Source organism: Alteromonas mediterranea DE (assembly GCF_000020585.3).
Lineage (GTDB): Bacteria > Pseudomonadota > Gammaproteobacteria > Enterobacterales > Alteromonadaceae > Alteromonas > Alteromonas mediterranea.
Genome location: NC_011138.3, coordinates 315916 through 341271, shown reverse-complemented (window position 1 = coordinate 341271; position 25356 = coordinate 315916). Strand labels below are relative to the sequence as shown.

The 25356-nt window shown below is 40.0% G+C and carries 23 protein-coding genes; 15 read left to right on the top strand and 8 right to left on the bottom strand.

Features of this window, described 5'->3' with window-relative positions; all coding sequences use genetic code 11:
• Window positions 1–538: 538 nt before the first annotated feature.
• The 3 genes from MADE_RS01510 to MADE_RS21140 form a co-directional block, all read right to left on the bottom strand.
• Window positions 539–1375 (bottom strand): formyltransferase family protein, encoded by an 837-nt coding sequence (locus MADE_RS01510; protein WP_012516828.1) that lies wholly within the window; start codon window positions 1373–1375, stop codon window positions 539–541.
• A gap of 177 nt (window positions 1376–1552) precedes the next feature.
• Window positions 1553–2044, bottom strand: a complete 492-nt coding sequence (locus MADE_RS01505) for a DUF411 domain-containing protein (protein WP_012516827.1) — start codon at window positions 2042–2044, stop codon at window positions 1553–1555.
• 104 nt (window positions 2045–2148) lie between these two features.
• Window positions 2149–2439, bottom strand: coding sequence for a hypothetical protein (locus MADE_RS21140; RefSeq protein WP_404978260.1), 291 nt, complete (start codon window positions 2437–2439; stop codon window positions 2149–2151).
• A gap of 1095 nt (window positions 2440–3534) precedes the next feature.
• Between MADE_RS21140 and MADE_RS01500 the strand changes: the two genes are divergently transcribed.
• The 9 genes from MADE_RS01500 (at window position 3535) to MADE_RS01460 (ending at window position 13692) form a co-directional block, all read left to right on the top strand.
• Entirely contained in the window at window positions 3535–4824 is a 1290-nt protein-coding gene (locus MADE_RS01500; protein ID WP_012516826.1) for a tyrosine-type recombinase/integrase, read from the top strand.
• A gap of 144 nt (window positions 4825–4968) precedes the next feature.
• Window positions 4969–5355, top strand: a complete 387-nt coding sequence (locus MADE_RS01495) for a BlaI/MecI/CopY family transcriptional regulator (protein ID WP_012516825.1) — start codon at window positions 4969–4971, stop codon at window positions 5353–5355.
• Between the two features lie 8 nt (window positions 5356–5363).
• Window positions 5364–6308, top strand: coding sequence for a M56 family metallopeptidase (locus tag MADE_RS01490; RefSeq protein ID WP_012516824.1), 945 nt, complete (start codon window positions 5364–5366; stop codon window positions 6306–6308).
• A gap of 87 nt (window positions 6309–6395) precedes the next feature.
• Window positions 6396–7685, top strand: a complete 1290-nt coding sequence (locus tag MADE_RS01485; RefSeq protein ID WP_012516823.1) for a TolC family protein — start codon at window positions 6396–6398, stop codon at window positions 7683–7685.
• On the top strand, window positions 7682–8920 hold the full coding sequence (locus MADE_RS01480) for an efflux RND transporter periplasmic adaptor subunit (RefSeq protein ID WP_012516822.1): 1239 nt from the start codon (window positions 7682–7684) through the stop codon (window positions 8918–8920). Before MADE_RS01485 ends, MADE_RS01480 begins: the two co-directional genes overlap by 4 nt.
• 12 nt (window positions 8921–8932) lie before the next feature.
• Entirely contained in the window at window positions 8933–12079 is a 3147-nt protein-coding gene (locus tag MADE_RS01475; protein WP_012516821.1) for an efflux RND transporter permease subunit, read from the top strand.
• A gap of 4 nt (window positions 12080–12083) precedes the next feature.
• Window positions 12084–12782 carry a HupE/UreJ family protein gene (locus MADE_RS01470; RefSeq protein ID WP_012516820.1) on the top strand — a complete coding sequence of 233 codons (699 nt, stop codon included), beginning with the start codon at window positions 12084–12086 and terminating at the stop codon, window positions 12780–12782.
• A 20-nt stretch (window positions 12783–12802) separates the two neighbouring features.
• Complete coding sequence (locus tag MADE_RS01465) at window positions 12803–13315, top strand: hypothetical protein (RefSeq protein ID WP_012516819.1); 513 nt, start codon at window positions 12803–12805, stop codon at window positions 13313–13315.
• Window positions 13316–13332: 17 nt separating this feature from the next.
• Window positions 13333–13692 (top strand): DUF6488 family protein, encoded by a 360-nt coding sequence (locus MADE_RS01460; protein WP_012516818.1) that lies wholly within the window; start codon window positions 13333–13335, stop codon window positions 13690–13692.
• 790 nt (window positions 13693–14482) lie between these two features.
• Here MADE_RS01460 and MADE_RS01455 read toward each other — a convergent pair.
• From MADE_RS01455 to MADE_RS01435, 5 genes are all read right to left on the bottom strand, one after another.
• Window positions 14483–14827 (bottom strand): hypothetical protein, encoded by a 345-nt coding sequence (locus tag MADE_RS01455; protein ID WP_012516817.1) that lies wholly within the window; start codon window positions 14825–14827, stop codon window positions 14483–14485.
• Window positions 14828–14910: 83 nt separating this feature from the next.
• Window positions 14911–15144, bottom strand: coding sequence for a hypothetical protein (locus MADE_RS01450; protein ID WP_023559480.1), 234 nt, complete (start codon window positions 15142–15144; stop codon window positions 14911–14913).
• Window positions 15141–16028 carry a DNA-processing protein DprA gene (locus tag MADE_RS01445; protein ID WP_012516816.1) on the bottom strand — a complete coding sequence of 296 codons (888 nt, stop codon included), beginning with the start codon at window positions 16026–16028 and terminating at the stop codon, window positions 15141–15143. Before MADE_RS01445 ends, MADE_RS01450 begins: the two co-directional genes overlap by 4 nt.
• 304 nt (window positions 16029–16332) lie before the next feature.
• Window positions 16333–17556 (bottom strand): hypothetical protein, encoded by a 1224-nt coding sequence (locus MADE_RS01440; protein ID WP_012516815.1) that lies wholly within the window; start codon window positions 17554–17556, stop codon window positions 16333–16335.
• A gap of 168 nt (window positions 17557–17724) precedes the next feature.
• Window positions 17725–19830, bottom strand: a complete 2106-nt coding sequence (locus tag MADE_RS01435; protein ID WP_012516814.1) for a DUF3987 domain-containing protein — start codon at window positions 19828–19830, stop codon at window positions 17725–17727.
• A 328-nt stretch (window positions 19831–20158) separates the two neighbouring features.
• Here MADE_RS01435 and MADE_RS01430 point away from each other — a divergent pair, with 328 nt between their 5' ends.
• The 6 genes from MADE_RS01430 to MADE_RS01405 all read left to right on the top strand — a co-directional run bounded on the left by MADE_RS01430 (window position 20159) and on the right by MADE_RS01405 (window position 25355).
• Window positions 20159–20785, top strand: coding sequence for a hypothetical protein (locus tag MADE_RS01430; RefSeq protein ID WP_148291018.1), 627 nt, complete (start codon window positions 20159–20161; stop codon window positions 20783–20785).
• A gap of 121 nt (window positions 20786–20906) precedes the next feature.
• Window positions 20907–21800: a tyrosine-type recombinase/integrase gene (locus MADE_RS01425; protein WP_012516812.1), complete on the top strand. Its 894-nt coding sequence runs from the start codon at window positions 20907–20909 to the stop codon at window positions 21798–21800.
• A gap of 12 nt (window positions 21801–21812) precedes the next feature.
• A complete protein-coding gene (locus MADE_RS01420; RefSeq protein ID WP_012516811.1) occupies window positions 21813–23843 on the top strand; it encodes an AAA family ATPase in 2031 nt (676 codons plus the stop codon).
• A gap of 18 nt (window positions 23844–23861) precedes the next feature.
• Window positions 23862–24329 carry a hypothetical protein gene (locus MADE_RS01415; protein WP_012516810.1) on the top strand — a complete coding sequence of 156 codons (468 nt, stop codon included), beginning with the start codon at window positions 23862–23864 and terminating at the stop codon, window positions 24327–24329.
• Window positions 24330–24595: 266 nt separating this feature from the next.
• A complete protein-coding gene (locus MADE_RS01410) occupies window positions 24596–25003 on the top strand; it encodes a DUF2787 family protein (protein WP_012516809.1) in 408 nt (135 codons plus the stop codon).
• Between the two features lie 58 nt (window positions 25004–25061).
• The gene (locus MADE_RS01405) at window positions 25062–25355 is read left to right on the top strand and encodes an RNase H1/viroplasmin domain-containing protein (protein WP_012516808.1); all 294 of its coding nucleotides are present in this window, start codon (window positions 25062–25064) and stop codon (window positions 25353–25355) included.
• The last annotated feature ends 1 nt before the right edge of the window (window position 25356 follow it).

The window sequence follows — 25356 nt, the reverse complement described above, 5'->3', positions numbered from 1 at the left end:
AATCACACTTAGGACTATTTCATTCGCATCGTTTGAAATTTTCCCACACGCTCGGACGGTGACGCCACAAATATCAGTGCCATTGTGTATGTTTATAAAAAGCCAAAATGCTATTTTTCGAAAAACGGATTGCGCAGGAGCAAAAAATTGGGTTAAAGAAGTTGCACAGTAAGCACCTATGCAGCACGCGCATATCGATTGATCATTTCCTTCGCAGTGCTGTGCATCTTGGTTCTTTTTCTGAATGAAGTGTGTGATTATTTAAATTAGTATGTTCTACGTTTGATAAGGAATCATTTGAGGATATATGAGATTCTGATGTGTCGTGACCATCACATATAATTGGGTTCGTCATAGCAAAGCCATGCTGTGAAAGCAGCGCAGCTATTAGTACTAATTTAAACCATTTATAAATGCCTGACACAAATAAACTCCATCAGTGAGTAAGGAAATAGTAGCGGTATTCCGTTATTCTTACTTTGACGCAGATCAACACAAAAAAGTGCGTAGGGCCTTTAAATATTAAAGCCGTAATCAACTAGTTTAGTACTCTTGATTCATATAGCCTTAAACTACGCTTAGAAAGTACAACATAGCCATCATTTATAGCAATGCTTTTAATTAGTGCATCCTCAAAGATTACGCTACCGCACGTGAAATCGTGACTGAAAGTTGTGACTTCGACATCATTTGCGATATATAACGCGTTATCTAACGAAATAAGAATCCCAAAGTGCCCGTATTGTCGAAGAGCATGACTAAATTGAGTGGTGTTTTGATCCCAATTTACAAACCTTCTTTTTACTGGAGGTAGACTTTGGAATGACGCTAGCTTTTCCAATTGAGGTGTGGCGTTATTATAAAGCTCATTAAAGTTATTGAGTAATTCTTCTAACAGAGTTTCTGCGAGTAACTGAGACTTGACCATCAATGATGATATCGTTTCATTGTCTTCGACCTCAAATTTCTCTTGGATTAGGATGCTACCTGCATCAAGTTTCTCAGTAAGTTTATGAATGCTAACACCCGCGTTCTCAGGGTTGTCGATAATGTAGGTTAGTGGGGTTGGGCCTCTACTTTTGGGTAGTAAAGATGGGTGGATATTAATCGCATATTTTATTTCGTTTATGGGTAGTTTGTATCCGTAATCTGCTACAACAAAGACTGTCTGCTCGTCATTTAAATATTCTTTAAGAGTCACGACACTTGGGCGTTCGGTGGAATAAACAATATTGTGTGTACGACAAATTCGTTTGATAAAGCTCGCATTTTCCTGAACATCGTTTATGAAAACGAGCTCAATGTTCAATCTAATTTTGATTAGAAGTGACAAACAATTCGAGAATAAGTCACTTCCAAAATAAACTATCTTCATATATGTTTGCACCTTCTGAGAGTAGCGAATGCCATGCTGCTTAGCAGTACACTAAATATTGCAAATGATTTAACAAGTGCTTTCATGATTACCTCTATCTTTGGTTAATATTCGGTTTTTAAAAATTAAAATTACTTTGATTGTCAAAAGTGCGCATTTATTTGTTTAACTTTGACTTCAATCGAATTGACTGTCGTAGCTATCTACTTTCGCGTAAGGTTCGTAGCTCCCATCTTGATATATAATGAAAACGGTATAAGGCATAAATTGCTCTGCTACTTCCATTCCGGGTGAACCTACTGGCATAGCCGGAACAGATAACCCGATAGCCTTTGGATGTTCTTCTAACAAAAATCGTTTTATAAACTTAGAAGGGACATGGCCTTCAAATACAAAGCCACTTTCTGTAACAGCGGTATGGCAAGAGCGAAGACTTGGCGAAATTCCGTATTCGTTCTTGATGTTGCTCAAGTTATGAAAGTCCTTTGTACGTAGGTGAAACCCTTGGCTTTCTAGATGGGTTATCCACTTTTTACAGCATCCACACGATGGTGATTTATAAACTAATAATTCGAAGACATCGTTTGCGCCATGGTGGATATTTGCCATGGCAACGCCAGGTAGAATTAGCAGTAATACCGCAGCTTGATAGGTGATTTTTTTTAACATTTTTGCCTCCAGACAAAGCTGGCACATATAGGTACATTAGCACCTAGATAATAAACAGGAACTGAAACAAATTGTGCGTGAAATTTGGACGCACTAACCCTGTGTTAGGCAAATATCGGGGGGCGAAAAAGTGAGGAAGTTACTGTAACTGGTTGTTGGAAGAATAAGCCAAATGAAGCGTCCGGCACCACTGGGCGTTGAACAATCATCATGAAAGCTATAAGGACGGGAGCATGAGTACAACCACCTGGTGGGCATGTGCATTCCGAAGTGTTGCAACAATCTTTAATACTAGCGTTCTCGGAACTGCTAGAATCTACTCTCATACCATGGCTCATGTTCATAGAGCAATTCGATTCAGAATTGCTATTGTAGTGTTTGTTGTCAATAGCCATTTCAAAACTCATAGTATCTATAGCCATAGCTTGCCCAACGAGGGCAGATAGCACTGTAAATACTAGTATTAATTTTGATAGGGATTTAGACATTTTTTAAGCATTGAACATAACCTATACGGAGAATAATGGATTTTTTCGAATTGGTAAACAGTCGAGACTAATTTGTAATCAGAATAGCCCATTCATCGGCAGAATTTTAGAAATAGTCATGATGAGAGAAATAGCCTACAACCATGCAAATTTTTAGCCGCGCCACTAAATCCGTAATTCAGATACTGCGATAGAACTTGAACGCTCTAAGTAGTTGCCACAATGCTTTCTCTTTGTCCAGTTCCATTAACGTTATAACAGGAGGTACCCGGACTTACACAAAAAATTGAGGAGGCTGACAAATAAATGCTTGAGGAACTCGCGCTCTGACAGATAGAGTTTTTGATGTCGGCGACCTTATTGACAGAAACCTAAATTCTGAGAGGTGTTTGAATTTATTAGATGAGAAATGATTCTTTTCTGTATTAGGGAATCATGAAAAACTAATATTAGAAATCAATTTGAGCAAGCTATACCAATCTGAGCTTTGGTATCAGAATGAAGGTAAATGGTGGCAATACTTAGACAATGAGCTTAAGAATAAATATTTTAACTTAGCTAACAAGTTACCTCTTTCGATATCTATTGAAACGAACTTTGACAACATTGGAATAGTCCACGCAGATCATCCTTTCCATTCTCGGCCGCCTCCATAAGACTGTCAAAATTATATTAAGCAAATTTTTTGGGAAGGGATATTATCCTAATAACAATATCAAAGACCCTAAATCTAAATTGTATAAATTCTCTGAAGATTTTATACACATATTCAATTACCGAAACTTCAAACTTACTCACAGTAAAATAAAGTTAGACTGCTAAAACAAAAAGCCCCGCATTTTCATGCAGGGCTTTCTGAATAATGGTGCCTCGACCCGGGATCGAACCAGGGACACGCGGATTTTCAATGTAAATCACCAGTTTAACTCTTTGAAAATAAGCAACTTTTAATTTCTTTGCAAATTCTTTGCAAAAAGAACTCTTTTCTGTTTTACTGGCGCTATGGCAAAACAGACTGAAAGACACGACATAAACGATGAGCTGTATATCTTTAAACAAGATAACAGTGAACGCTGGTACGCGCGATTTATACTAACCAATCACAAAAAATGGCTCTGTAAATCAACTAAGAAGAAAGATAAAGACGAAGCTATCGCCATGGCACATCGAATCTTCTTAGACCACCAAATTAGACACGAAAATAACACACTAGTCCAAAGTAAGCGATTCAAAGACGTAGCTGACCGCGTCATCGAAAAGCTTGAAGAGCAACTAGAACACGGGGGCGGTAAACGCACCTATAAAGACTATATTCGAGCTTTAGAAAACTACCACATACCTTACTTTTCACGGACATTTATTACTTCAATTGACCAAGAAGAAATATCTAAATTTGATGAGTGGCGTAAAGGGCGGATGAAGAAGTCTCCAGCCTCCTCTACATTATTAACTCACAATGCTGCTCTTCAGCTCGTTTTTAAAGAAGCTATTGAGCAAAAATGGATGATCGCCGCTCAAGTACCTGTTCTTTCATCTAAAGGTGAAGCAGGCAAACGCCGCTCTGCATTTTCGGAAGAGGAATACGAAGCTGTATTGGACGCAATACTAGAAAGAGAATTTAATGCCCATAGTGAAAAAACTCGTCAGATCTGTGAGTTACTTTATGATTATTGTGAAATAACAATAAATACTGGTATTAGACACGGAACGGAAATGGACGCCTTAACGTGGAAGGACATCGAAATAAAAACGCAAGGGTCTAAAGCTCAATTCTTCATTCACATCACCAAAGGTAAAACAACAAAATATACAGGCCCTCGTAAAGTAGTTTGTAAACGTGATGTGATTGGTGCTTTAACTAGACTCAGAGAACGTTTTCCACTGCGTACACCTAACCAAAAACTATTTTTGCTAGCAAATGGTGAACCCACAAAGCAATTAGGTAAGGCATTTGAGAAAGCTCTCCAAAGTTCGGGATTAAAAGAGTCACCCAGAGGACCGCGAACGCTATACTCTCTTCGACATACCTACATTACGTGGCAGCTTCTCAACGGAACCAGCATGGACGTAATTGCGCGCCAATGTGGAACCAGTACAGCAATGATCGAGCAGCACTATAGTCACGTAAAGCCGGAAATGTTTGCCGATGCTTTGTCTGGAGTAACATTTGACAAAGAAGAGCCCAAAGCATTGTCTAAGAAAACTTTGAACAGACGTGCAAAGACCGCAGAGCGCGACGAAAAACGCTTTAAAGAATGGGCTGAGGAGTTGAGAAAGCGTGGGTGTATTTAGTGCAAAATATAGTGAGATAATATTATTAATAAGTTCCGCCTAACGATGAAGTGAAAAAAAACTGAGATAAAAACCGATTGCCGGTCGGTACTCTCTATGTATAATACCTATCGTTAATCGGTTTTTTAAAAGGGTGCGGCGAATATGAATCTTGGTGAACTTGAAAAGCTAGTTCTACATTATTTATGGAAGCACAAAGATGTTGATGTAAAGCAACTTTATTCGCATTTCATAAATGTGAGGGGAGGAAGCTTAAATACCTACCAGAGTACACTTGATCGCCTTTTCAAAAAGGGACTTCTAGCCAGAAAAAAAGAGGGGCATGCATATATCTATAACACAAAAGTCGAGAGATACGAGTTGATCGGACAGCTTATAAAGTCAGTTGCTAGTGACTTTATTGCTGGCGACGATAGCAGCCTTATCGCAGCTTTTTCTTCCATCTCAAGTGAATTTAGTGTCGACCAACTAACTAAACTAGAGCAACTTATAGAAGAGCAAAAAAAGCTCAAGTCAGTGAACAAGGATTAAGTAAAATAATGACAATATTCTTCAACCTGCTAGCAATTTTTACTATTGCATTCGCAATAACTAATTTGGTTGTGTCTATTGGCGTATCTTTACTAGGACAAAAGTTAACATCTGTTCAGTTAAAACCAAGGAAAGCTCTGCTTTGGTTTTGTGTTTCAATGCCATGGATAATGAGCATTTTAGTCTGTCTTTACTTACTTGATATATATGTCTACTCAAGCATATTTGAAACTAAACAATATGCTCATTGGCATCATATATCAGATTTCAACTGGTTTAGTTGGCATGCAGTTACAATAATACTCCTGCTCTCTTACATGATGTTTGTATTGACTTCAAAGACGAGACAGCTATGGCTTCATAGACAGGAGGTGAGCTTGCTAACTTGCCTCTCAAAAAACTTAAGCCGGGGGGTATATGAAGTTGAGATACCTAAATTTGCAGCGTTTACCTCTGGAATACGGAGCAAGAAATGCTTCATAACTACAGGGCTTTTGAATGAGGTTACTCCCGAAGAACTTGATGTCATTTTAAAGCACGAAAGAGCGCATGTTGTAAATAATGATCCCCTGAAAAAGTGGCTTTTTAGTATTTTGGTCTCATTTTATTTTGCACCAGTAGCAAGATTACTAACTCTACAGATGGTGTTGGCTATGGAACAAGATGCAGACAATGCTGTATTAGAAGAAGGAATTGACCGGATATTCGTTGCAAGCACTTTAATTAAAGTTGCAAAGCTGAATGCGCAAGAGGACATACTTAAATCAAGCGCTTTAGTTGTAAATTTCGGAGCAGATGTCCTTGAGCAACGCATCTATTTCCTCTTGGGTAGGTTGCAGTTGTCACCTATCAATAAGACTGTAGCGTTCTCTTTTGCCATTGCATTATTTTTTCTATGTATGACTTCTTTAGACGGTGTTCATCATCTTATTGAAACGGTGTTTAGCCATTAAAATTTATTCTAAAAACCGATCGGTGAACGGTTTTTATTTTCAAACTTAGTCGAAGGCTTTTAAAAAGCTTTCATAAGGATTTTATTTATGTTTTTTGGAAAAAAATTAAGCAAAAAACCGATCATCAATCGGTATTTTGTGAGTGGTATGCTTATAAGCATGTCCATCAGTGGGATGTCTGTTGGTGTTAATGCACAAGAAATACTCACATTGAATGATGCAATTAGTCTAACCCTGCAACAACATCCTGAATTACATGTATTCACACATAAATCAGAGGCTGCAAAAGCTCTTATTACTCAAGCTGAGGTTGGCACGCCTAAAGTAGTTAATGCGCAACTCGAGGATTTCTTGGGCTCTGGTAACAACTCAGGGGTATCTGGATTGCAAGCAACATTGAGCATTTCATGGTTACTTGAAAATGACATTATCGAGTCTAGGGTCAATCTAGCTTCATCGAAAGCTGACGCAACTACAATTGATCAAGAGGTTAAAGCCGTTGATATCGCAGCAAATACAGCACGATTGTATATAACCTTATTGGCTCAAAAAGAGAACTTAAAGTTGGCGAAGATTGCAGAAGACCAAGCGAAAGATCTCTTGGACAATGTAGAAGGTCGTGTAAAAGCAGCAAAAGCTAACGCTATCGATGAACTCCGCGCTCGCGCTTCGCTATCTTTGTACGAGCTAGAAGTAGAAGATCTTGTTCATGAGATTGCAGCAACAAAATCTGCATTAGCGGCGCAGTGGAAGGGCACTACAAACTTTTCAGTAACTGGAACGCTTACAAATATTCCTTCAATTTCTGAGTTAGATGAAGTTTTGAAAAGATTGAAGGAAAACCCGAAAATCCAACGCTACATACTACAGCAACAAGAAATTGAATCTGAAATTGATTTGGCAGTAGTAGAGGAGTCACCCGCTTGGGAAGTGTCGACAGGCATTAGACGAAACGAAGTAATTGACGACTTTGCATTTGTAGCTGGGATATCAATACCTATTGGAGGCGAAGGTCGTAATAAAGGATTAATCACGTCTTTGCGTGCAAAGCAGAGCCAAAGTGCTGCTGAATCTGATGCCTTACTTCAAAGTATTTCCACTGATGCTCTGTTGTTGACTCACAAATTAAAGCACAGCCTCCATGTAATCCAAAAATTATCAAACAGTTCCATTCCGATGTTAGAGCAAGCAAATGAGCAAGCTAGTCGAGCATACAACATCGGAAGTTACTCATATACGGACCTCTTTGCGGTCCAGAAAGAACTGTTAAATGCGCAGAAGAGCCTAATCGATGCCTATACCAACATTCAACTATTTAACATTGAATTAGAGAGATTAACGGGTACTTCGGTATCCAAGAATGAGAGAGCACTATGAAACTTCGCAAATTATTTACCTTAATAGCATTTGCCCATATTGGCATTAGCTTATCCGCAATCAGTAACCTAGCTGTTGCTGAGTCAGCTAAAGAAATTACTCAAGAAGAAGTAGAGAAAGGCCCTAATAATGGTCGAGTATTGAGACAGGGTGACCTTGCTATCGAGCTGGCGATTTATGAAACCGACACCCCTCCCGAATTTCGTGTATACGCTAGTTATGCAGGACAGCGAATATCAGCTGAAGACATTGAAGTGAACGTAAAACTCACGCGTTTGGGAGATGGCATCGATGACATAGATTTTTATGTTGAGGGCAATTATCTGCGCGGTGACATGGTTATCTATGAACCTCACTCTTTTTTAGTTTCACTTACTGCCAATTACCAAGGCAAAACATACGAATGGTCTTACGATAACTATGAAGGAAGGACAAAAATAGATGATTCACTAGCAAAGGCTATGGACATTAAAACCGATTTCGTATCGAGTAAAAAACTTAACGCGCGGTTGAAAGTATATGGCCAGTTAGTTTTACCCCCCAATGCAGTGAGGAATATATCTGCGCGTTATCCAGGCGAAATAACTTCTGTTGATGTCATTTTAGGTCAAGCAGTAAAGAAAGGGCAGACTCTTTTCACTATCCAATCAAGCGAAAGCTTGCAAAGTTATCAAGTTAAATCGCCGATTGATGGCCTAATTACATTTCAGGATATTGGGGTAGGCGAACAATCGGGAGACAAGAAACTAGTCGCTATTACTGATACCTCGCAATTAATAGCAGAGCTGAACGTATATCCAGAAGACCAAAACAAGAAATTGTTAGATGCTCCCGTCGATATACAAGTTCCGGGTCACGATAAGACGATAAGCACTAAAATTTTTGACAGCCTTTATGCCGTTAACGGCTCGCAAGCAAAAGTCTATCGCGCCATTGTCAATAATAATGACGGCTTTTACTCACCAGGACAGTTTATAACTGCCCAAATTCTCTTTGACTCATTCACCGTTGAAAGAGCTGTGAAAGAGGAATCCCTTCAGGCTTTTAGAGATTTCACGGTGGTCTATGGAAAGTTTGGTGATCAATACGAAGTTCGGATGCTTGAGCTCGGCCGAAAAGCAGAGGGATGGGTTGAAGTACTAAACGGCATTCCCTCTGGAACAGAATATGTCACTCTCAACAGCTACATAATAAAGGCTGATATTGAGAAGTCGGGCGCGTCTCACGACCACTAAGGAACTCCTTGAATGTTAGATGCTATTTTAAAATTTTCAATCGAGAGAAGTAAGCTAATTCTCGTTTTTGTTTTCGCGGTAGCGATGCTTGGCCTTTGGAACTTCCAAAAGCTGCCAATTGATGCTGTACCAGACATTACCAATGTGCAGGTTGTAATAAATACAGAGGCACTTGGGTATACCCCACTGGAGGTAGAGCAACGTATCACGTTTCCTCTTGAAACCGCATTGTCAGGAGTTCCAAACCTGTCTTATACGCGTTCTGTATCTCGCTATGGATTATCACAAGTAGTTGCGATCTTTAATGATGACACTGATATCTATTTTGCTAGGCAATTAGTCAATGAACGGATTAACGCTGCAAAATCTGAACTTCCCTCAGGACTGGAGCCTGAGTTGGGGCCAATTTCTACGGGACTTGGTGAAATATTCATGTTCACGGTTGACGCTAAGGAAGGGGCAACCAATGAAGATGGTCGTCCAATTTCCCCGACAGACTTAAGAACAGTTCATGATTGGGTAATTCGCCCACAATTGATGCAAGTAGAAGGCGTTGTTGAAGTCAACCCAATTGGAGGATTTGAGCGCGAGATCCTTATTGCACTGAACCCCGATAAATTATTGTTATTCGGTTTGACTCAGCAAGATGTCATAAATGCAGTAGGAAAGCATAATTCAAATAAAGGTGCAGGTTTTATTGAGAAAAATGGTGCTCAATGGTTAATTCGACTGCCTGGACAAGTGGAAACGCTTAAACAAATTTCTGAGATTCCTTTGCCTACAGACCTTGGCAAGATTGTTCGAGTAAAAGACGTCGCGGAAGTAAAAGAAGGTAAGGAGCTAAGATCTGGGGCTGCAACACAGAATGGTCGAGAGGTCGTGCTGAGTACAGTCTTTATGTTGATAGGCGAGAACAGCCAAAAGGTCGCGAGAGGTGTTGGTGAACGAATAAAAGAAATTAGCGCGTCACTTCCCGAAGGAATAGTCGTAAACGCTGTCTACGATCGAACAAAACTAGTCAATACAACATTAGATACGGTCGAAATGAACCTTACTGAAGGGGCTATTTTGGTCATTGTTGTTCTGTTCTTACTATTAGGCAACATAAGAGCCGCATTTTTGACAGCTTTAGTTATTCCTTTCGCCATGCTTATGACTGTAACGGGAATGATTCAAACACGAACAACAGCGAATCTGATGAGCTTAGGTGCACTCGATTTTGGATTGTTAGTCGACGGGGCTATCATTATCGTTGAGAATTGTTTGAGGAGACTTTCTCATGCCACTCAAAAAGGCGAGCTTAACGCCAAACAACGTTTATCCTTAGTTTACGATGCGACACGAGAGGTCATTCGACCTGCTTTATTCGGGGTTTTCATAATAACCGCAGTCTACTTACCTATATTTGCGCTATCAGGTGTTGAGGGAAAGATGTTTCACCCAATGGCAATAACGGTAGTAATAGCTCTTGTTAGCGCGATGGTACTTTCAATTACATTTATCCCTGCTGCTATTGCGCTAACTTTCAAAGGCAAGGTAACTGAGAAAGAAAACATCATTATCAATACCTCAGTATCACTTTATAGGCCTGCTCTGAAGGTTATTTTAAAGGCGAGATGGCTGGTCATTATAGTTGCATTTTCATTAGTTGTGCTGGCTTCATTTATGGGGATGCGGCTCGGCAGTGAGTTTGTGCCAAACCTTGATGAGGGCGACATCGCGATGCATGCGCTGAGAATTCCTGGTACTTCACTATCGCAATCTATTGCGATGCAGAAAGTACTTGAAGAGAGAATAAAAGCGTTACCCGAAGTAGAGCGCGTATTTGCAAAAATAGGTACCGCGAATGTAGCTACAGATGCAGTTCCTCCTAGCGTTGCTGATAATTTTATAATTATTAAGCCTAGAAGCGAATGGCCTAACCCTAATAAGACTAAAGAACAGCTAGTTGCTGAATTAGAAGAACTAGTTACACCTGTGCCAGGCAATAGGTATGAATTTCTCCAACCAATACAGATGCGATTTAATGAGTTGCTTGCTGGAGTTAGAGCAGAGCTTGCAATAAAAGTATTTGGTGATGATTTTGATACTTTGGCTGAACTCGGGAAAGAAATCGAAACGGCAATTCAGGATGTTGAAGGTATACGTGATGTGCAGGTAGAGCAAACTAAAGGTCTTCCAGTACTCACTTTTCTACCGCACAGAGAAAAGCTCGCATTATACGGACTTAGCCTTGAAGACTTTCAAACACAAGTAGCTGTGTCTATGGGGGGGCAAGTCGCAGGAAAATTTTACGAAGGCGATAAACGTTTCGATATTGTAGCGCGTCTTCCTGAGGAAAAGCGCCAAGATGTAAATTCGCTGTCTAATTTGCCTATCTCCTTACCAAATGGTGAGCATATACCTCTAAAAGAGCTTGCTGATATGGAAGTTATTTTAGGAGCTAATCAAGTCAACCGCGAAAACGGAAAGCGCAGAGTCGTTGTTACTGCCAACGTGCGTGGTCGAGATTTAGGTAGCTTTGTTCAAGATATACAGGCAGCGATTAAATCTAAAGTTAAATTACCTGCCAGTTACTGGATTGAATATGGTGGTACTTATCAAAAGCTACAGTCTGCGTCTGAGCGTTTAAGCATTGTGGTGCCAGTCACACTTGTTCTTATTGTTTTACTTTTATTCTTAGCACTAGGTTCGATAAAAGACTCGCTCATTATTTTTTCAGGGGTTCCATTAGCACTTACAGGGGGGATCTTTGCTCTGTACCTTCGAGGCATCCCTTTTTCAATATCTGCGGCAGTCGGCTTTATAGCGTTATCTGGTATAGCAATTCTGAACGGATTAGTGCTTGTTTCGTTTATTCGAGATTTAATTTCGAGGAACCAATTGCTCGAAAGTGCAATTATCGAAGGAGCAGTAACGAGATTAAGACCTGTTATCACTACAGCTCTCGTAGCTTCGCTAGGTTTTATTCCAATGGCATTAAACACAGGAATCGGCTCTGAAGTTCAAAGACCATTGGCAACCGTTGTAATAGGAGGTGTAATTTCTTCAACAATCTTAACGCTTTTCGTCTTACCCGCACTATTTCGAATTTTACATTCGAACGACAAGTCTGAAGAGCACATTTCTGGGAATTCATTAATGAAAAGCGAAGGGTAAATAAATGTTAGGTAAATTAAAGCTAACGCATTTGGTGTACCTTCTTCTATCTCTGTGTGCAATGGCTTCGTTTGAAGCCTTTGCACACGGTGTAGACGACAGTACACGTAACTTCTTAGAAAACAACACTGGTATCCAGATAATTCCTTTTCTGTATATCGGAGCTAAACATATGGTTACGGGTTATGACCATTTGCTGTTTCTAGTGGGAGTGCTGTTTTTTCTGAGAAATAGTAAAGACGTCTTGCTCTACGTAAGTATGTTCACGATAGGTCACAGTTTAACTCTAATGACTGGAGTCCTAGCTAATATCCAGGTTAATGCATACCTGATTGATGCAATTATCGGTTTATCAGTGGTTTATAAAGGGTTTGATAACCTCGGAGGATTCACCCACTTCTTTGGTAAACAACCCGACCCTAAGAAAGCTGTACTTATTTTTGGCTTGTTTCATGGCTTCGGATTAGCAACAAAGATCCAAGAGTTTCACTTACCTGAAGATGGGCTAGCGCTAAATCTGCTCTCCTTTAATATTGGAGTAGAAATTGGTCAGTTTATGGCTCTTATTTTTATTCTTCTGTTAATTAATTTTTGGCGTCAATTCGAGAGTTTCGACCGTTTTTCTGCGGCAACGAACACAGCCTTGATGAGTGGTGGTTTTATGTTAGTTGGCATGCAACTAACAGGGTATTTTGTTAGCTAAATCTTATGAGAAATATATTTATGGAATCTAATCAAACAAATCGAGCACTGATAAAAGCGACTGTAATTGCATTGTCAGTAGCAGTAGTGACTCTAGTGTTATTTATTTTACCTGCTGAGTATGACATTGACCCTACTGGTGTCGGAAAGAAGCTCGGTCTAACAGTATTTAATCAGGACGGAGAATCTCCATCTGCTAAGACAAGTACAGACGGTGACCAAGATACAGTGGTCGTTACTGTTCCAGCAGGTAAAGGTATCGAGTATAAGCTCAGCATGATGGAGAGCCAGCAGGTCACTTATGAATGGCAAACAAGTAATGGCGAGCTATATGTCGATCTTCATGGTGAACCAGATGGTGATAATACTGGCTATTTTAAGTCATACACTGTCGCTACTGTTGAAAGTATGAAAGGGAGTTTTGTTGTTCCTTTTAACGGGTCACATGGCTGGTATTGGAAAAACAACACAGACAAAGATATTGATGTTCAACTAATTTTCAGCGGTGAATACATCGTTGAAGGTTTAAAGTAAAAATGAGGAATCACAGAATGAAACACATAAAAGTATTAACAATTGCATCTGCGCTTTTAGCTTCTTCTAATGCTTTCGCACATGGAGGAGCGCATGGCGAGGTAAGTGTTATGGAGGTCATCCAAGCTGCCCAGACAACGGCTAAAACACTTACTTTTAAAAACAATGGAATGTCTGTAGGGAAGCTGGACACTTCATGGAATAAGGTCGCACAGGGAGATTTCGAATTAGTTGAAGCGACAGAGAGAGAATATATAGTTAAAGCGATAAACTCTGAGAACGGTGAAACTCTTTTCTTTAGCATTAGCAAAAAAGGGAAAGTCCTCAATGTTGAAAAGGCAACCTCATTTGACAAAGGTCATGGCCATTCTCATTAACTTCGATTAATGAGAATTTAAGTTTCGAACAAGAGATTTTCAGAATCATAAAGTCAGCCCCAACCGTGCTTTTGGTTCTGAAACGCTTGCTTAGCCATACCCTCAATCTTCTTGGACAAAGAAGTAAAAAGCAATCTCTTGTTCGCTTTTTTTGTATCTAAGGATAGGTATTAAAGAAGGTGTAGATTTACGAGTAAAATTAAACTATTTGAATAGTTGGTAAGCATTACTTTAAAAAGTTAAATCAGACTGATACGCAAGCTGTTAGAGTAACGTAACGCTTGATATCAATCGACTAGATTATATTAGACAAATTTTCGTTTGAACTTTTTGCTTCTTATACGCTAATGGAAATACGTACACGCCTTCAAATAAAAGATATTGAAAAATCTATTATTAGATAATAGTAACGTTAATCTACATTAACGTGATCTATCCTTTAGTAGCGATTATCGAAAGCTACAGGAGCTACTTGCTAGTTAACAACTATTCGAGACGCTATTGCAGTGAAGCAGATTGATTTATCGCCACTTTTACGTAGTCAAAGGGAATAACAAAACGGTCTTTTTCTGAAGAACTACGTTCCAACAGTTTTCCTGAATAAAACGTTTATCTGCTTTATTCTTCTGCTAGCATGGAGCAACAAGTTTGTTGTATTAGCTAGATTGCACAGACATTAAATGTCAGATCGAGAAAGCGTATTGGTTTCAGGTAACGTGCCAATGCACTTAATGACTTTCGTAGGTCTACTTTAGTTAACGAGTAGTGCACCTTGAAGTTGAATTCGCGTTCAAAAAAAGTCAGACAAATCAATTTCTTCAAAAGGGTTTTCATGAACTCGGCGAGCAACAAACAAACCCTGAACCCGCATTTGCGGATATAGTCTTTTTATCGCGATTTCAGCACCTTTGTAATGACTGCCTGTCGTTAGCACGTCATCTATAAGAAGGATAGCCTCTGTACCTGAAGGTATTGTTTCCTGATGGACTTGATAGGTATCAGCCCTATCTTCAGGATAAAGTCGACTATCAACAGACTCATGATCAGGTTCAGTATTTGAGACTTGCGTGATACATTCTGCGATTGGCAGGCGACAATTCAATTTTGCAGCAGCATTATCTAATGTCTGTCTCATCCTCGGATCATAATCAGGATCACCAACGATCTTTGAGGGTGGAATAGGGACAAATAAAGACCTTTGAAGCCTGGAAGTATCGATTACACTGCCAACAAGTCACCTACATGCTCAATTGCCCGTAACTTATAAGGCCACTGATTAGTGCCTTGTACGGACATTTTCTTTTTCAAGTTTTTAATAAGCTGATTGGTCTCACTAAAAGACCAATCTTTATAGGCGGTATATTCGCCAAAGTACCAACACTCATCATTATCGGTTAGATGATAGTGATCCCGAAGACTCAATTCATCTACTTTTTGAAGTCGGAAAGTCAAGGCTGTAAATGCTCCTTGATGTCATCATACTCTCTCACTCTGATAGCACCTTTCTTTTCGAATGTGCTTGGCCAAGTAATGTTAGGGTTTTGAAAACAACTTTCTAAGATAAATAGCTTTCGTCCTTGCTCCAAGGCTGCTCTTGCTTGAACTAAAGTACCAGAAGTTTCACTTGCTTCAATTATGACAGTCGCTTCAGTAATTGCCGACATCAACTTATTCCTTTCAGGAAAGAAAAGCTTGTTATACATCGGTGTCTGCTTTGAGTAACGAACAAAAGGTACCTGGCTGATCACAAGAAAGTTTTTGCTCAAAAACTCCTGAAGCTTCTTATTTTCTTTTGGGTAGTTTTCAGATAACGGTGTGCCAATCACTGCCATTGTTCTCCCGCCAGCTTGTAGCGCAGTTTTGTGCGCGGCAGTATCGATTCCTTTGGCTAGCCCTGAAGTAATCGTGTATCCATCTTTAACGAGTAACTTGACTAGCTTTCGAGTACGCTTGATTCCATCATCCGATGGCTCACGTGTGCCAACAATTGCTATTGATGGAGAACTCGCAAGATCCCAAAATCCTTGATAGTACATCAATTCAATAGGATATCTGGCATCTCTTAATTTCGGCATATATTCAGCGGTACCATGAATACGAATACCGAAATCCTCAACCCCAGCCTTGTGAATAAGACCTAAAGCTTCCTTTTTGTAGCTCTCAATTTCATCGGGTTCAACAAAGTCAGATGGTAGAGAGCTAGGTGAACTCTTAAATTTTTCTGCAATACGTTTGAATGTCGCACCTTGTTCTGCCCATAAAGCTTCATAGGCACCCATTTCAGTCGCTGGACTTATAGGTTCAAATTCACTTTGGTTTGAAAGGTTAAGCTGCATTTAATTTATTTCTCACAAACTGTATTTTTAACCAGTCTATCATCGAATTTAAATTGCCGAAACGGTGAATAGATGAATGTCATAACGCGTGCTGCACTACAAGTCAGAATGCAGTAAGTCAAGAATACGCATTATCATTTGACATTTTTTTTTGATTTTCATCTAACCCACACTATGTATTAAGTAAACTGAAAGTAATCACAAGTTATCTTTATTATTTCGCGTACCTTGAAGTTGTGCTTTGTCTTTTTCGTTTCTGATAAATTAGTATTTTACTTCGAATACTAAATTCTGTTTTATAGGCTTAGCATTCAAATTCTGGATACAATATTAACTCGACCAGTTTCCCGGTTAGCAACTGTTGCTGTTGCTCTAACCACGTCGGTTCAATCTTATATACTGACATTCTCTTACCTTTGCTTTTTAATACGCGTCGTATATGACTTCTCCTTAGTTTTACACTTTCCTGTCGCTTGTCTGTAAGCATCGTTTGCAAAATGTCATTACTTTGTAGGTAAAAGTAATTAGGAGATATTAGCCTCATTTGCTTAAGTCGTGATGGAAATGCAGTCAAACCCTTTAATTCGGAACTATGACCTTCACGGTTAGGTAAGTGTCGCCACTCAATACGCGTAGTGACAGCCAAACAATCGATTGCTGTTTTGACTTCTGAATAATCCTTACTTTCTTTCAGCAGTTTTTCGTATACGATGCAATGGCTGGATTTCTGCCTTTTGCCAAGATAAGTGGTTTCTACAACTCGTTGACCATCAAACGGTATACACTCAGATACGATACGTTTCGCGTTATTTCTGAACGCTTGTACAAACGCTGATGAAACACCAGGTAATAAAATGCCGAAGTCGATTCTTGTCACTTTGGCCTTGCTGAACAATTGCATATACCGGTATTCACCACCAATCCGTTTTTGAACATGAATTAGCGCCTGCTTTATTTCATCCCGTGTTAGCTTATTTGGATTAAACGATAATCGTAGAGAATGCTTACCGGACTTATTTTCGCTGCTTTCTAAATATAAGAACAAGGACTTATAATTATCACCGTAAAAGCGAAGCTCGAATCCGTGTGAGTAACGCGGCTTGCCGTTACCTAAGGTAGGGCCTTTGTTTAACTCATATGTTGAAACGGTAAGAACTTTAAAGGCAGCTGGCTTTGCAGCTGTTCCTGCTTTGTAAATACGTGGTTTACCATCTTTACCAATAGGTTTTAGTACGTTATCAACATCAACCTTTGAACACCTAACCGTGAGAGTAATCCCATCACAATCGAGAGTCAGATATCGTTGTGGTTCACTACTATATTTTCGCAGTAACTTTGCTTGGTACTGGCATAAAGCCATGTCTTGCAACAATGCTGTAGCGCAATCAATTCCCATAAAACTAGGAACAGAATTTTCCAAATCAAGCAATGCCAACAACTGCGAATTGTATTTGTCGTTAATAAGTTCATAGCGAGACTTAGCAAAAGTGCTACGAATCCATGACTGTGTATTTTTGCGATCTGCCATAAAAACACTCTTTTAATACGTAGAAGTGTCTGCCTATACCGTATATTAGTAGTGTGTATTATTAGATAGTTACAGTGGTATTACAGACATTAACAACTAAAAATGAAGGTGTTGAGTGTGCATTTTGTTGAACTAAAAATGCACCTCAAACAACTACTAAGGCTTATATCATTGGGCACCAGCTTCAGTGATATAAGGATTCACTTCCCACAAAGGTTTCTGTCTGCAACTTGTAGCCTTTCTAACCACTAATGCAGACTCTAAAACCATAATGGCTCGGTTCACTTCATCGGTGTTTGTGTTTAGCCCGCTCCAATTCTTTTGCGCTATGTCACGAGCCGAGAACTTGGACGGGAGTCGATCTATTCGTTTTAAAATCAGTATCGCATTAGCAGTATCAACATTTGTTCTAACATCAAAAACGTGGCGAGCATGAGATTCCAAGAATTTTGCAATTCTGACGGCTTTTTTAGCTGAGGTTTCGGAAACGCTTTTTATAGGGCCGACAACTTGTTTCGCATCGTCAAAACTTTCAACCACTTCAAAAAGCAGTGCAAGTTTAGGCACTAGCGTTCTATATTTTAATAGGTAGTTTTGATACACATTATGTACGTCTTTGTTACTCTTGAAGGAAGTAATCTCGCGGTACCACTGTTTATAAACACCCAATGCTCGCTCTGACAAGCAAACGCTGCGTTCTTTCAAGCCAAGATTTGGCTGGAAACCGAAATCACATCGATTAATTGAACTAAAGAGACTCTGTACTTTCGAAATTAATGATACTTCCACTTCTCCGGAAGCAGATGAAACGTTGTCAGTAGTTTTCGGATGAAGAAGAATGTTAAAGCGCTGCCACAGTCCATCATTTTCCTCACTTCCCTTTAAGGTATTTCGAATATGCGGATAAATAACAGATGGTTGGGTGGTTGCAAAAATCGACAAGAGCATGTTACTGGCATACGTAGTGCCCGTGTTTAGCCTATCGATATCATGCTGACCAAACCCCGAATTACACTCCAGTAGGAATGAACGATATTCAAACCCTTTAGAGCCTCGAAGCTGATAAATAAATAGTTTTAGCTCCTCAAGGTCCATCAAAATGCCATTATGATTTTCGCCTAGCATGTGTTGCAGGGCGGCATACGTTGCCTTGTTGGTTGTATAACGTACTAACGTCGGCTTTTGAGGCTGTCTTGAGTTTTCGCTTACTTCAGATGCTAGTAATTCCTCCATCTTTCTTTTTTCTATAGGGTCTAAGGTTTTATCGATAGCGGTAATGCGCTGTCTGATATGCTTTGAAACAGTCTTCTCACGTTCTTTTCTTATTTTTTTCAGCGCTTCATACCGTTCTATAGCATCTTCGTAGTCTGACAGGGCCTTATCATTCAGTGGGCAAAAAAACTCCCTCATTCGCAAATGCACAGGTGACTTTCCTGCTCCCGAGTCTCCTATTGATATAGCCCAAAAATTTGGCGCTATAACTAAATCACTATTTTTCTCAGGTTTTACGTGAATTTTATGACCTATGACAGAACCAATCATTGTCAAAAGCGGAGCAAAAGCAAATTCAGGAGGGCAACAATAGGCTTTGCTAAAGCTTCTTACAGTTTCTTGCATTAATGCAGGGAGAGAATCAATTGGTAAAGATTCTCTGGTCCCCTCATCCGCGTTTAATTTAGATGGTGACACCCATACTTTTAGCTCATTCTTAAGAACGAACTCTACTGGCGTAAGCGGCTGATATTTAAACCAAAGCATTTGCGCAAAAGCGTTTTGCTTCCAGTTCTTTGAGCCTGGAAGTCGAATGGGAAAATAGGATATGACTTTTGCGCTAATGCAACCTTCTTTTTCTGCTTTTATGGCATCAGCTAACTTCACATGCTGTTCTTCGTCTTCTAGACAGACGAACCATGTTACACTGTACTTTTTTTCTCCTATTTTTGTAATGACTGAGGCATGAGAGACACTTTTAAGAAATTTTTCTTCTTCCACATTAACAATCTCAAACATACCTTGAATGCCCTTTAATTCCCTATTTTTGGGCCACACGTCATTTCTGATAAGGACATTTTTGCGTTCGTTATTTTTAACTCTTAGCCAGTTTTTTCCTTCAGCTACGCTCTTGAATGTTTTTCTTGATGAATTTTCCCCATTAAATACACCATATATTAAGTCTTCATACACCATTCCAGTTATTTCAATCAGCTCGTCAACATCCTTAATACGATTGAACTGTAGTTTTCTTAATGTAGAAATACATGTTTTTATTTTCATTGGCTATACTCCAAAAAATTACTTTGATGACCATTCGATGTGTTAAATCAAAACCTATTTTCCGGATGTGTAGCAGTGTTGTCCTCAGTGAAAAAAGCATATTAAACAGCCCACAAAAAAAAGAAAAAAATCACTCAATATCAACAACTTAAAAACAATAGGTCGTGCTTTTTTTCTATTTTCTTCTGACACGTTTAAAAGTGTGCCAGTCAATTTTTATGCTAGGGAAAATTTATCTATTTAAGCTATTGTTCTTATTGACAAAAAAAACTGATAGGCTGAAAAAGCTAAAATAAAAAACTTTCCAATAGTTCGGAGTTAAATGATTATGAAATTAGGTACGGAAGAAAACCGAATCAGACTGGTGCCAGACAACACTAAACGTGAGGCGTTAGAACAAGCGACAGGGCTAGGTCGTAGTGGCGATGTAAATATTGAATTAAGTAGAATGAAATCCCCGCAGAAAGCTTTCGACCTTTACTTAAAAAATTTAGTCAGAAATCCGAGACTTGATGCTGACGATATTCGGCTCGGCTTTTTACTGTTTGATTTACTTGAGCACAACTTAGGAAGCCAAAGCTTTCTTCTCATACCAATGTCTGACTTCCATATGTCACAAATTGGAGAAAATGGGGTGCTCTACTTTCACGGCACTCGCAACTGTGAGTTTGGATATGACTTTTTGGAAAAGCAAAGTCTGTTAGACATTGCTAATAAATGTCGGCTGGACTTGGATACATCACATCTTATTAGTTTGCTCAATAGACTACACAGTTTCTTTTACATAACTTGTACAGAGTTATGTGAAGAAAACCTCGCTGTAAATAGGATAGGCTTCAAGTACACGAAGGAAGAAGTTTTGTTATCTAAAGATGCCAAAATTGTTCACATCCGTCTCAATGAGCGGTTCAACAAAATAGATCTCACTAAGCGCTGGGGGAAATCAACAAAATAACTATTTTTTACTGGGACAAAACAGCCATATAAATCACTAATATCGCCTGATATTATCTTTTTCGCTTTCTAAGCACTTCCATTCAAATTCAATACTTTTAACTACAACTTCGGAGCATTTTATGAATGCAGCTTGCCCCTATGCGCTGTATTTAGGTCGACTTGCGCCTAATAGTCAGCGCTCTATTGCTTCACAACTAAATAGCATCGCAGACATGATGGGTTGGACTGATGAAGAGCGAGAAGATAAATATCATCATATCGACTTTCAACAAGCTACCTATATCAAAACGAAACTTATCACTCAGGGTTGGTCAGCTAGATCTATCAACAGAGCAATGATAGCAATCAGAAGTATCGTAAAAATAGCTGTACTGTCTGGGCTCGTACCAGAAATGCAGTCAATTCAACTTCGGGCTATCAGCAAAGTGAATCATGGCAAACATGATGGAAAGCCTCTCTCAACTGAGCAGGTCAATAAGCTGCTGATAAAGTTACAACGCGATAAATCTGTTCTTGGCATTCGAAACTACGCGTTAATCTCAACACTTTTAGGCACAGGGTTACGACGAAGTGAACTAGTAGCACTCTTGGTAGAAGACTTTATCGAAGGTACTGCTCTGATCGTCAGAAAAGGAAAAGGTAACAAGAGCCGAACTGTTCATCTGCCAGCATGGACGCAACTTGCGCTGAATCAATGGCTAACACTTCGAAGTAAAAGCAACGGCCACTTGTTTGTTCGTGTTGCAAAAGGTGGAAATATTAAACACAACACCGCGTTGTCATCGTGCTCTATCTATTCACTCACTAAAAAGTCGCTAGCATCAATTGGCATAGAAGGAGTCTCGCCGCATGACCTTCGACGAACGTTTATCACACGATTACTTGAACAAAATGTAGATATAAACACTGTGCGCCAAATGGCAGGGCATGAGGATATCAGTACAACCATCATGTACGACAAGCGAGATGAAAAAGTGATGAAAGAAGCTGCATCTCTACTTTCCTATCAATAATGGGGCGCTAGCATGTCTTATAAAGTACTCAATAAGTCGAGTGAGCTTAATTACCTTGCATGTGAATGGGGCAAGCGATTGCTCAACTATCTGCCTTTAGTCGATACCGATATACTCGGTAAAAGTCTTGCCAGTAACTTACGTGGTAGCAAGGTATCTACCCAATCGTTTTTCATAGGTAGAAGCAAAAACGTCAATTACAAAGCTTGCCTCACTATTACTGATACTCAGCCTCAGGTAACGAAAACCTTTTTAGCAAATTGTCGCTATATCAGAACCGTGATGGACTTGCCTAAGCAAACCGAGTTACTGATTCAGTTCGCCTTGCTCTCGCAGGTTAACAAGTGGATTAGAGCGCTTTCTTCTGAGGTGCACATGCAAACGAGTCACCTTTCGTTAAACGAAATCCTCAAAGACATTTCAGGCATCAGTGACGAACTATTTTCTCACGCAACTGCACAGCTCAATCATTATGGTTTTCTGCCTGATACAGACTTTTTGTCCTTCGAGTATGGTGCAATGCCAAAAGCACTTGTTCGAACGTTGTTAAGTGAAACAATCACCTCAAGGGAAACACTTATAGCACCGTTGCTGCATCCTTCGCCCGATGCAAACTTCACATTGGATGACTTTCCTCACGTGAATACTGCGCTTTTGTCGCAATATCTCACTGCTGCTAGTAAGTCTAGACAGTCTGGAGCAAGTATTTTGCTCTATGGAGCTTCAGGAACAGGTAAAACAGAGTTATCGAGGACACTTGCCAAATACTGCGATAGAACACTTTACGAAATTCGCTCTACTGCACTTGCTAGCAATTTCTCTGAAGATGAGTTCAATAGCCGCTTTCCAAACAAAGAAAGGCTACGTTATTTAGCGTTACTTCAATCATTGCTGACGCGTAAGGCGGACGCTATGTTGCTGGTAGATGAATGCGAGAGTTTATTCGATTGTGCTGACAGCCAATACAGTAAAGAACATCTACAGCGATTCATTGAGCAAAACGAAATTCCCTGCATTTGGATTACAAACCATATCCAATATCTTGAGCCAAGCTTTATAAGGCGATTCAAGCTCGTATTAGACGTTCCTACGTTAAGACCAGAAGAAATCGAACAGATAACGCGGCCTTACTATCACGGCTTGAGTGTTTCTCCGTCAGCACGAAAAATGATTAGTCAAACAGAGAACATTACGCCAGCAATTGTTGCTAACGCAACACATGTCGCTCACGCTGTAAACGCTAAACGTGCTCGCGCAGAAGCTGTAATCGGTCAAGTTGTCGAAGCGTCACTAAGAGCAACGGAGCAATGGCAAAATAAACTTGAGTACAAAAGTGAGCTACCTTTCGATACGAGCTACTTAAATATTAAGCAGTCAAAGGAGTATCTCAACGAGATAGCGTTTGCACTTAAGCAAAACCAACCAGCGAGGACATTAATCTCAGGTCCTCCAGGAACAGGCAAAACTGCTTTCGCGCACTATTTGACAGAGCTACATGGTAGGAAACTGCTGCGTGTTAAATGCTCTGATATTTTAAGTAAATGGGTGGGTGAAAGTGAGCAAAAGGTGGCTGAGCTATTTCAGCGCGCTCATGATGAGGAGCAAGTCATATTGCTTGATGAAGTGGATAGCTTACTAAGCTCACGTGAAGCGCTCACTGCTCATCACGAACATCAGCTGGTTAATGAGTTCTTAACGCAAATAGAGTGTTTCACACAGCCCTTATTCGCTGCTACTAACTTTTCCGACAAGCTTGATAAAGCCGTGTTACGTCGGTTCGATTTCAAACTAGACTGCCAATACCTTACGTCTACTCAAGTAGTAGAGTTGTACAAAAAACTCACTAAAGTTAGAACGCTCAAGGAAGCTGAGACACAAAAGCTATCTTCACTGCGCAACCTTACACCCGGTGATTTCGCTCTATTGGCTCGTCGAAAGAAGTTTCAACCCAAAATTCAAATTCGTGACTTTGCCATCACCCTGTTGGCAGACGAAAACCTGCGTAAGCAGAAACACACACCAATGGGCTTTATTCGCCCTTAACATTTAAAGGTAAACATTATGACTACATCTGTATTGAGTTCGCTCAAGGTTATCGCTCGTCCTGAAATCAAGCAAAAGCCACCGGTATTGAACAAGCGTATGAAGCTAATCAACCGACTTGAACAGCAAAAAAAGCTCGCCACTTGTATGCTTGAAGGCACACCATTCGTGGCATACAAAGAAAAAACAGTCAAAGATCCAGAAACAGGAGAGCGGATTAAAAAACGTTGGCAGGCTACTGTTCGTCCTTGGTACTACGACACAGATAACCACTATTTCCTGGAAGTAAAAGTGGGCATAAGAGCAATCGAGTTACAAAAGGGGAAACCAGCCATAGATGTTGGCGCTAAAGAAAAGCTTCCCGAGGTCATCGACCTCTTGATAAGCGCGGTAGAAAAAGGAGAGCTTGATGAGTTCTTAATATCGCCGCCAAAGACTGTCGCAAAGGGGAAGACTCCGACCAACGCAAAGTTAGCAAAATCGTAGTTAGCCCCCTGCTCTACTCATCAGTTATCGTCCTTAGCGCTTGATTGCGCGAACAACGATAGCGAACCAAGAATCGAGTGCTGTCTATTTTATAAAAGTAAGTCGCACTAGCGTTTCAGAAGCATAACGAATAACGCTACTGAAAGCGACGTAGAAGACATTGCAAATTGCTAGTCAGCTGCTCTTTACTTAGTTGCTTGAAAGCGTCGTACAGACGCGCTAGGCAGCACTCACATTCATAGATTTCAATTAGAAGAGTTTTTATTATGCATATTCATTATGAGGGACTCGCTTTGCCTGTCTCAAAGCGATTTGCACAAGCACTCGTCGATTTACTTGTGCAGCATAGCGTGTCACAAACAAGCGTGACAATTAACTTCAGAGACCTTAATTACTCAGCTGAAAATGGTGGTTTTCATCCTGTAGAGATTCGTTTGGAGAAACGCAATAACGCATTGCACTTTTGCTACGTCACCGACTTCGCCTATCTAGGAAGCGGCCCCTATGCAGAGCTAGCAAAAGACCTCGACTTTGATTTCGATGCAGGTGTTTTTCAAAACTTGTTTGGTGTATTTCCTATTGAGCAGGCAACCGATATGTACCAAATATGGGAAGGTAACTTCTTACATTACTGGCTGGAATTAGATGTCTTCTCGATATCGGTATCCGAGTAGCTACAAAACATAAAAGTGTAAACACGTTGGGAAAGCTGACAATCCAAAGGAGGTAATCATGTCGAGACGCTTTTCCAATTACAACTTCACCAACAGGTATGCCGCTTACGTAGTCTTTAAAGGTCGAACGCCGGGAGTTTACAAATCGTGGAAAGAAGCTGAAGCCCTAGTGAATGGCTATTCAGGAAGCCGTTACCAAGGTTTCGCGTCTATCGAAGAAGCAAAACGCGCCTACAGACGCTTTTTGGACGAGGGCAAAATAGTGCTCAAGACAAAACGCAAAACCAAGCAAAAGAAACCTTTAAAGTCGAATATGGAAAACGTTGATCTTCCTCCTTGGGAATTAGATTAGG

Coding starts and splice junctions, on each gene's coding strand:
- MADE_RS01405 (WP_012516808.1), top strand. CDS start 25,062: ATGTCGAGACGCTTTTCCAATTACAACTTCACCAACAGGTATGCCGCT.
- MADE_RS01495 (WP_012516825.1), top strand. CDS start 4,969: ATGAATCTTGGTGAACTTGAAAAGCTAGTTCTACATTATTTATGGAAG.
- MADE_RS01480 (WP_012516822.1), top strand. CDS start 7,682: ATGAAACTTCGCAAATTATTTACCTTAATAGCATTTGCCCATATTGGC.
- MADE_RS01490 (WP_012516824.1), top strand. CDS start 5,364: ATGACAATATTCTTCAACCTGCTAGCAATTTTTACTATTGCATTCGCA.
- MADE_RS01485 (WP_012516823.1), top strand. CDS start 6,396: ATGTTTTTTGGAAAAAAATTAAGCAAAAAACCGATCATCAATCGGTAT.
- MADE_RS01430 (WP_148291018.1), top strand. CDS start 20,159: ATGAAATTAGGTACGGAAGAAAACCGAATCAGACTGGTGCCAGACAAC.
- MADE_RS01440 (WP_012516815.1), bottom strand. CDS start 17,556: ATGGCAGATCGCAAAAATACACAGTCATGGATTCGTAGCACTTTTGCT.
- MADE_RS01465 (WP_012516819.1), top strand. CDS start 12,803: ATGGAATCTAATCAAACAAATCGAGCACTGATAAAAGCGACTGTAATT.
- MADE_RS01510 (WP_012516828.1), bottom strand. CDS start 1,375: ATGAAGATAGTTTATTTTGGAAGTGACTTATTCTCGAATTGTTTGTCA.
- MADE_RS01460 (WP_012516818.1), top strand. CDS start 13,333: ATGAAACACATAAAAGTATTAACAATTGCATCTGCGCTTTTAGCTTCT.
- MADE_RS01455 (WP_012516817.1), bottom strand. CDS start 14,827: ATGAGACAGACATTAGATAATGCTGCTGCAAAATTGAATTGTCGCCTG.
- MADE_RS01410 (WP_012516809.1), top strand. CDS start 24,596: ATGCATATTCATTATGAGGGACTCGCTTTGCCTGTCTCAAAGCGATTT.
- MADE_RS01445 (WP_012516816.1), bottom strand. CDS start 16,028: ATGCAGCTTAACCTTTCAAACCAAAGTGAATTTGAACCTATAAGTCCA.
- MADE_RS01505 (WP_012516827.1), bottom strand. CDS start 2,044: ATGTTAAAAAAAATCACCTATCAAGCTGCGGTATTACTGCTAATTCTA.
- MADE_RS01415 (WP_012516810.1), top strand. CDS start 23,862: ATGACTACATCTGTATTGAGTTCGCTCAAGGTTATCGCTCGTCCTGAA.
- MADE_RS01470 (WP_012516820.1), top strand. CDS start 12,084: ATGTTAGGTAAATTAAAGCTAACGCATTTGGTGTACCTTCTTCTATCT.
- MADE_RS21140 (WP_404978260.1), bottom strand. CDS start 2,439: ATGGCTATTGACAACAAACACTACAATAGCAATTCTGAATCGAATTGC.
- MADE_RS01500 (WP_012516826.1), top strand. CDS start 3,535: ATGGCAAAACAGACTGAAAGACACGACATAAACGATGAGCTGTATATC.
- MADE_RS01425 (WP_012516812.1), top strand. CDS start 20,907: ATGAATGCAGCTTGCCCCTATGCGCTGTATTTAGGTCGACTTGCGCCT.
- MADE_RS01420 (WP_012516811.1), top strand. CDS start 21,813: ATGTCTTATAAAGTACTCAATAAGTCGAGTGAGCTTAATTACCTTGCA.
- MADE_RS01475 (WP_012516821.1), top strand. CDS start 8,933: ATGTTAGATGCTATTTTAAAATTTTCAATCGAGAGAAGTAAGCTAATT.
- MADE_RS01435 (WP_012516814.1), bottom strand. CDS start 19,830: ATGAAAATAAAAACATGTATTTCTACATTAAGAAAACTACAGTTCAAT.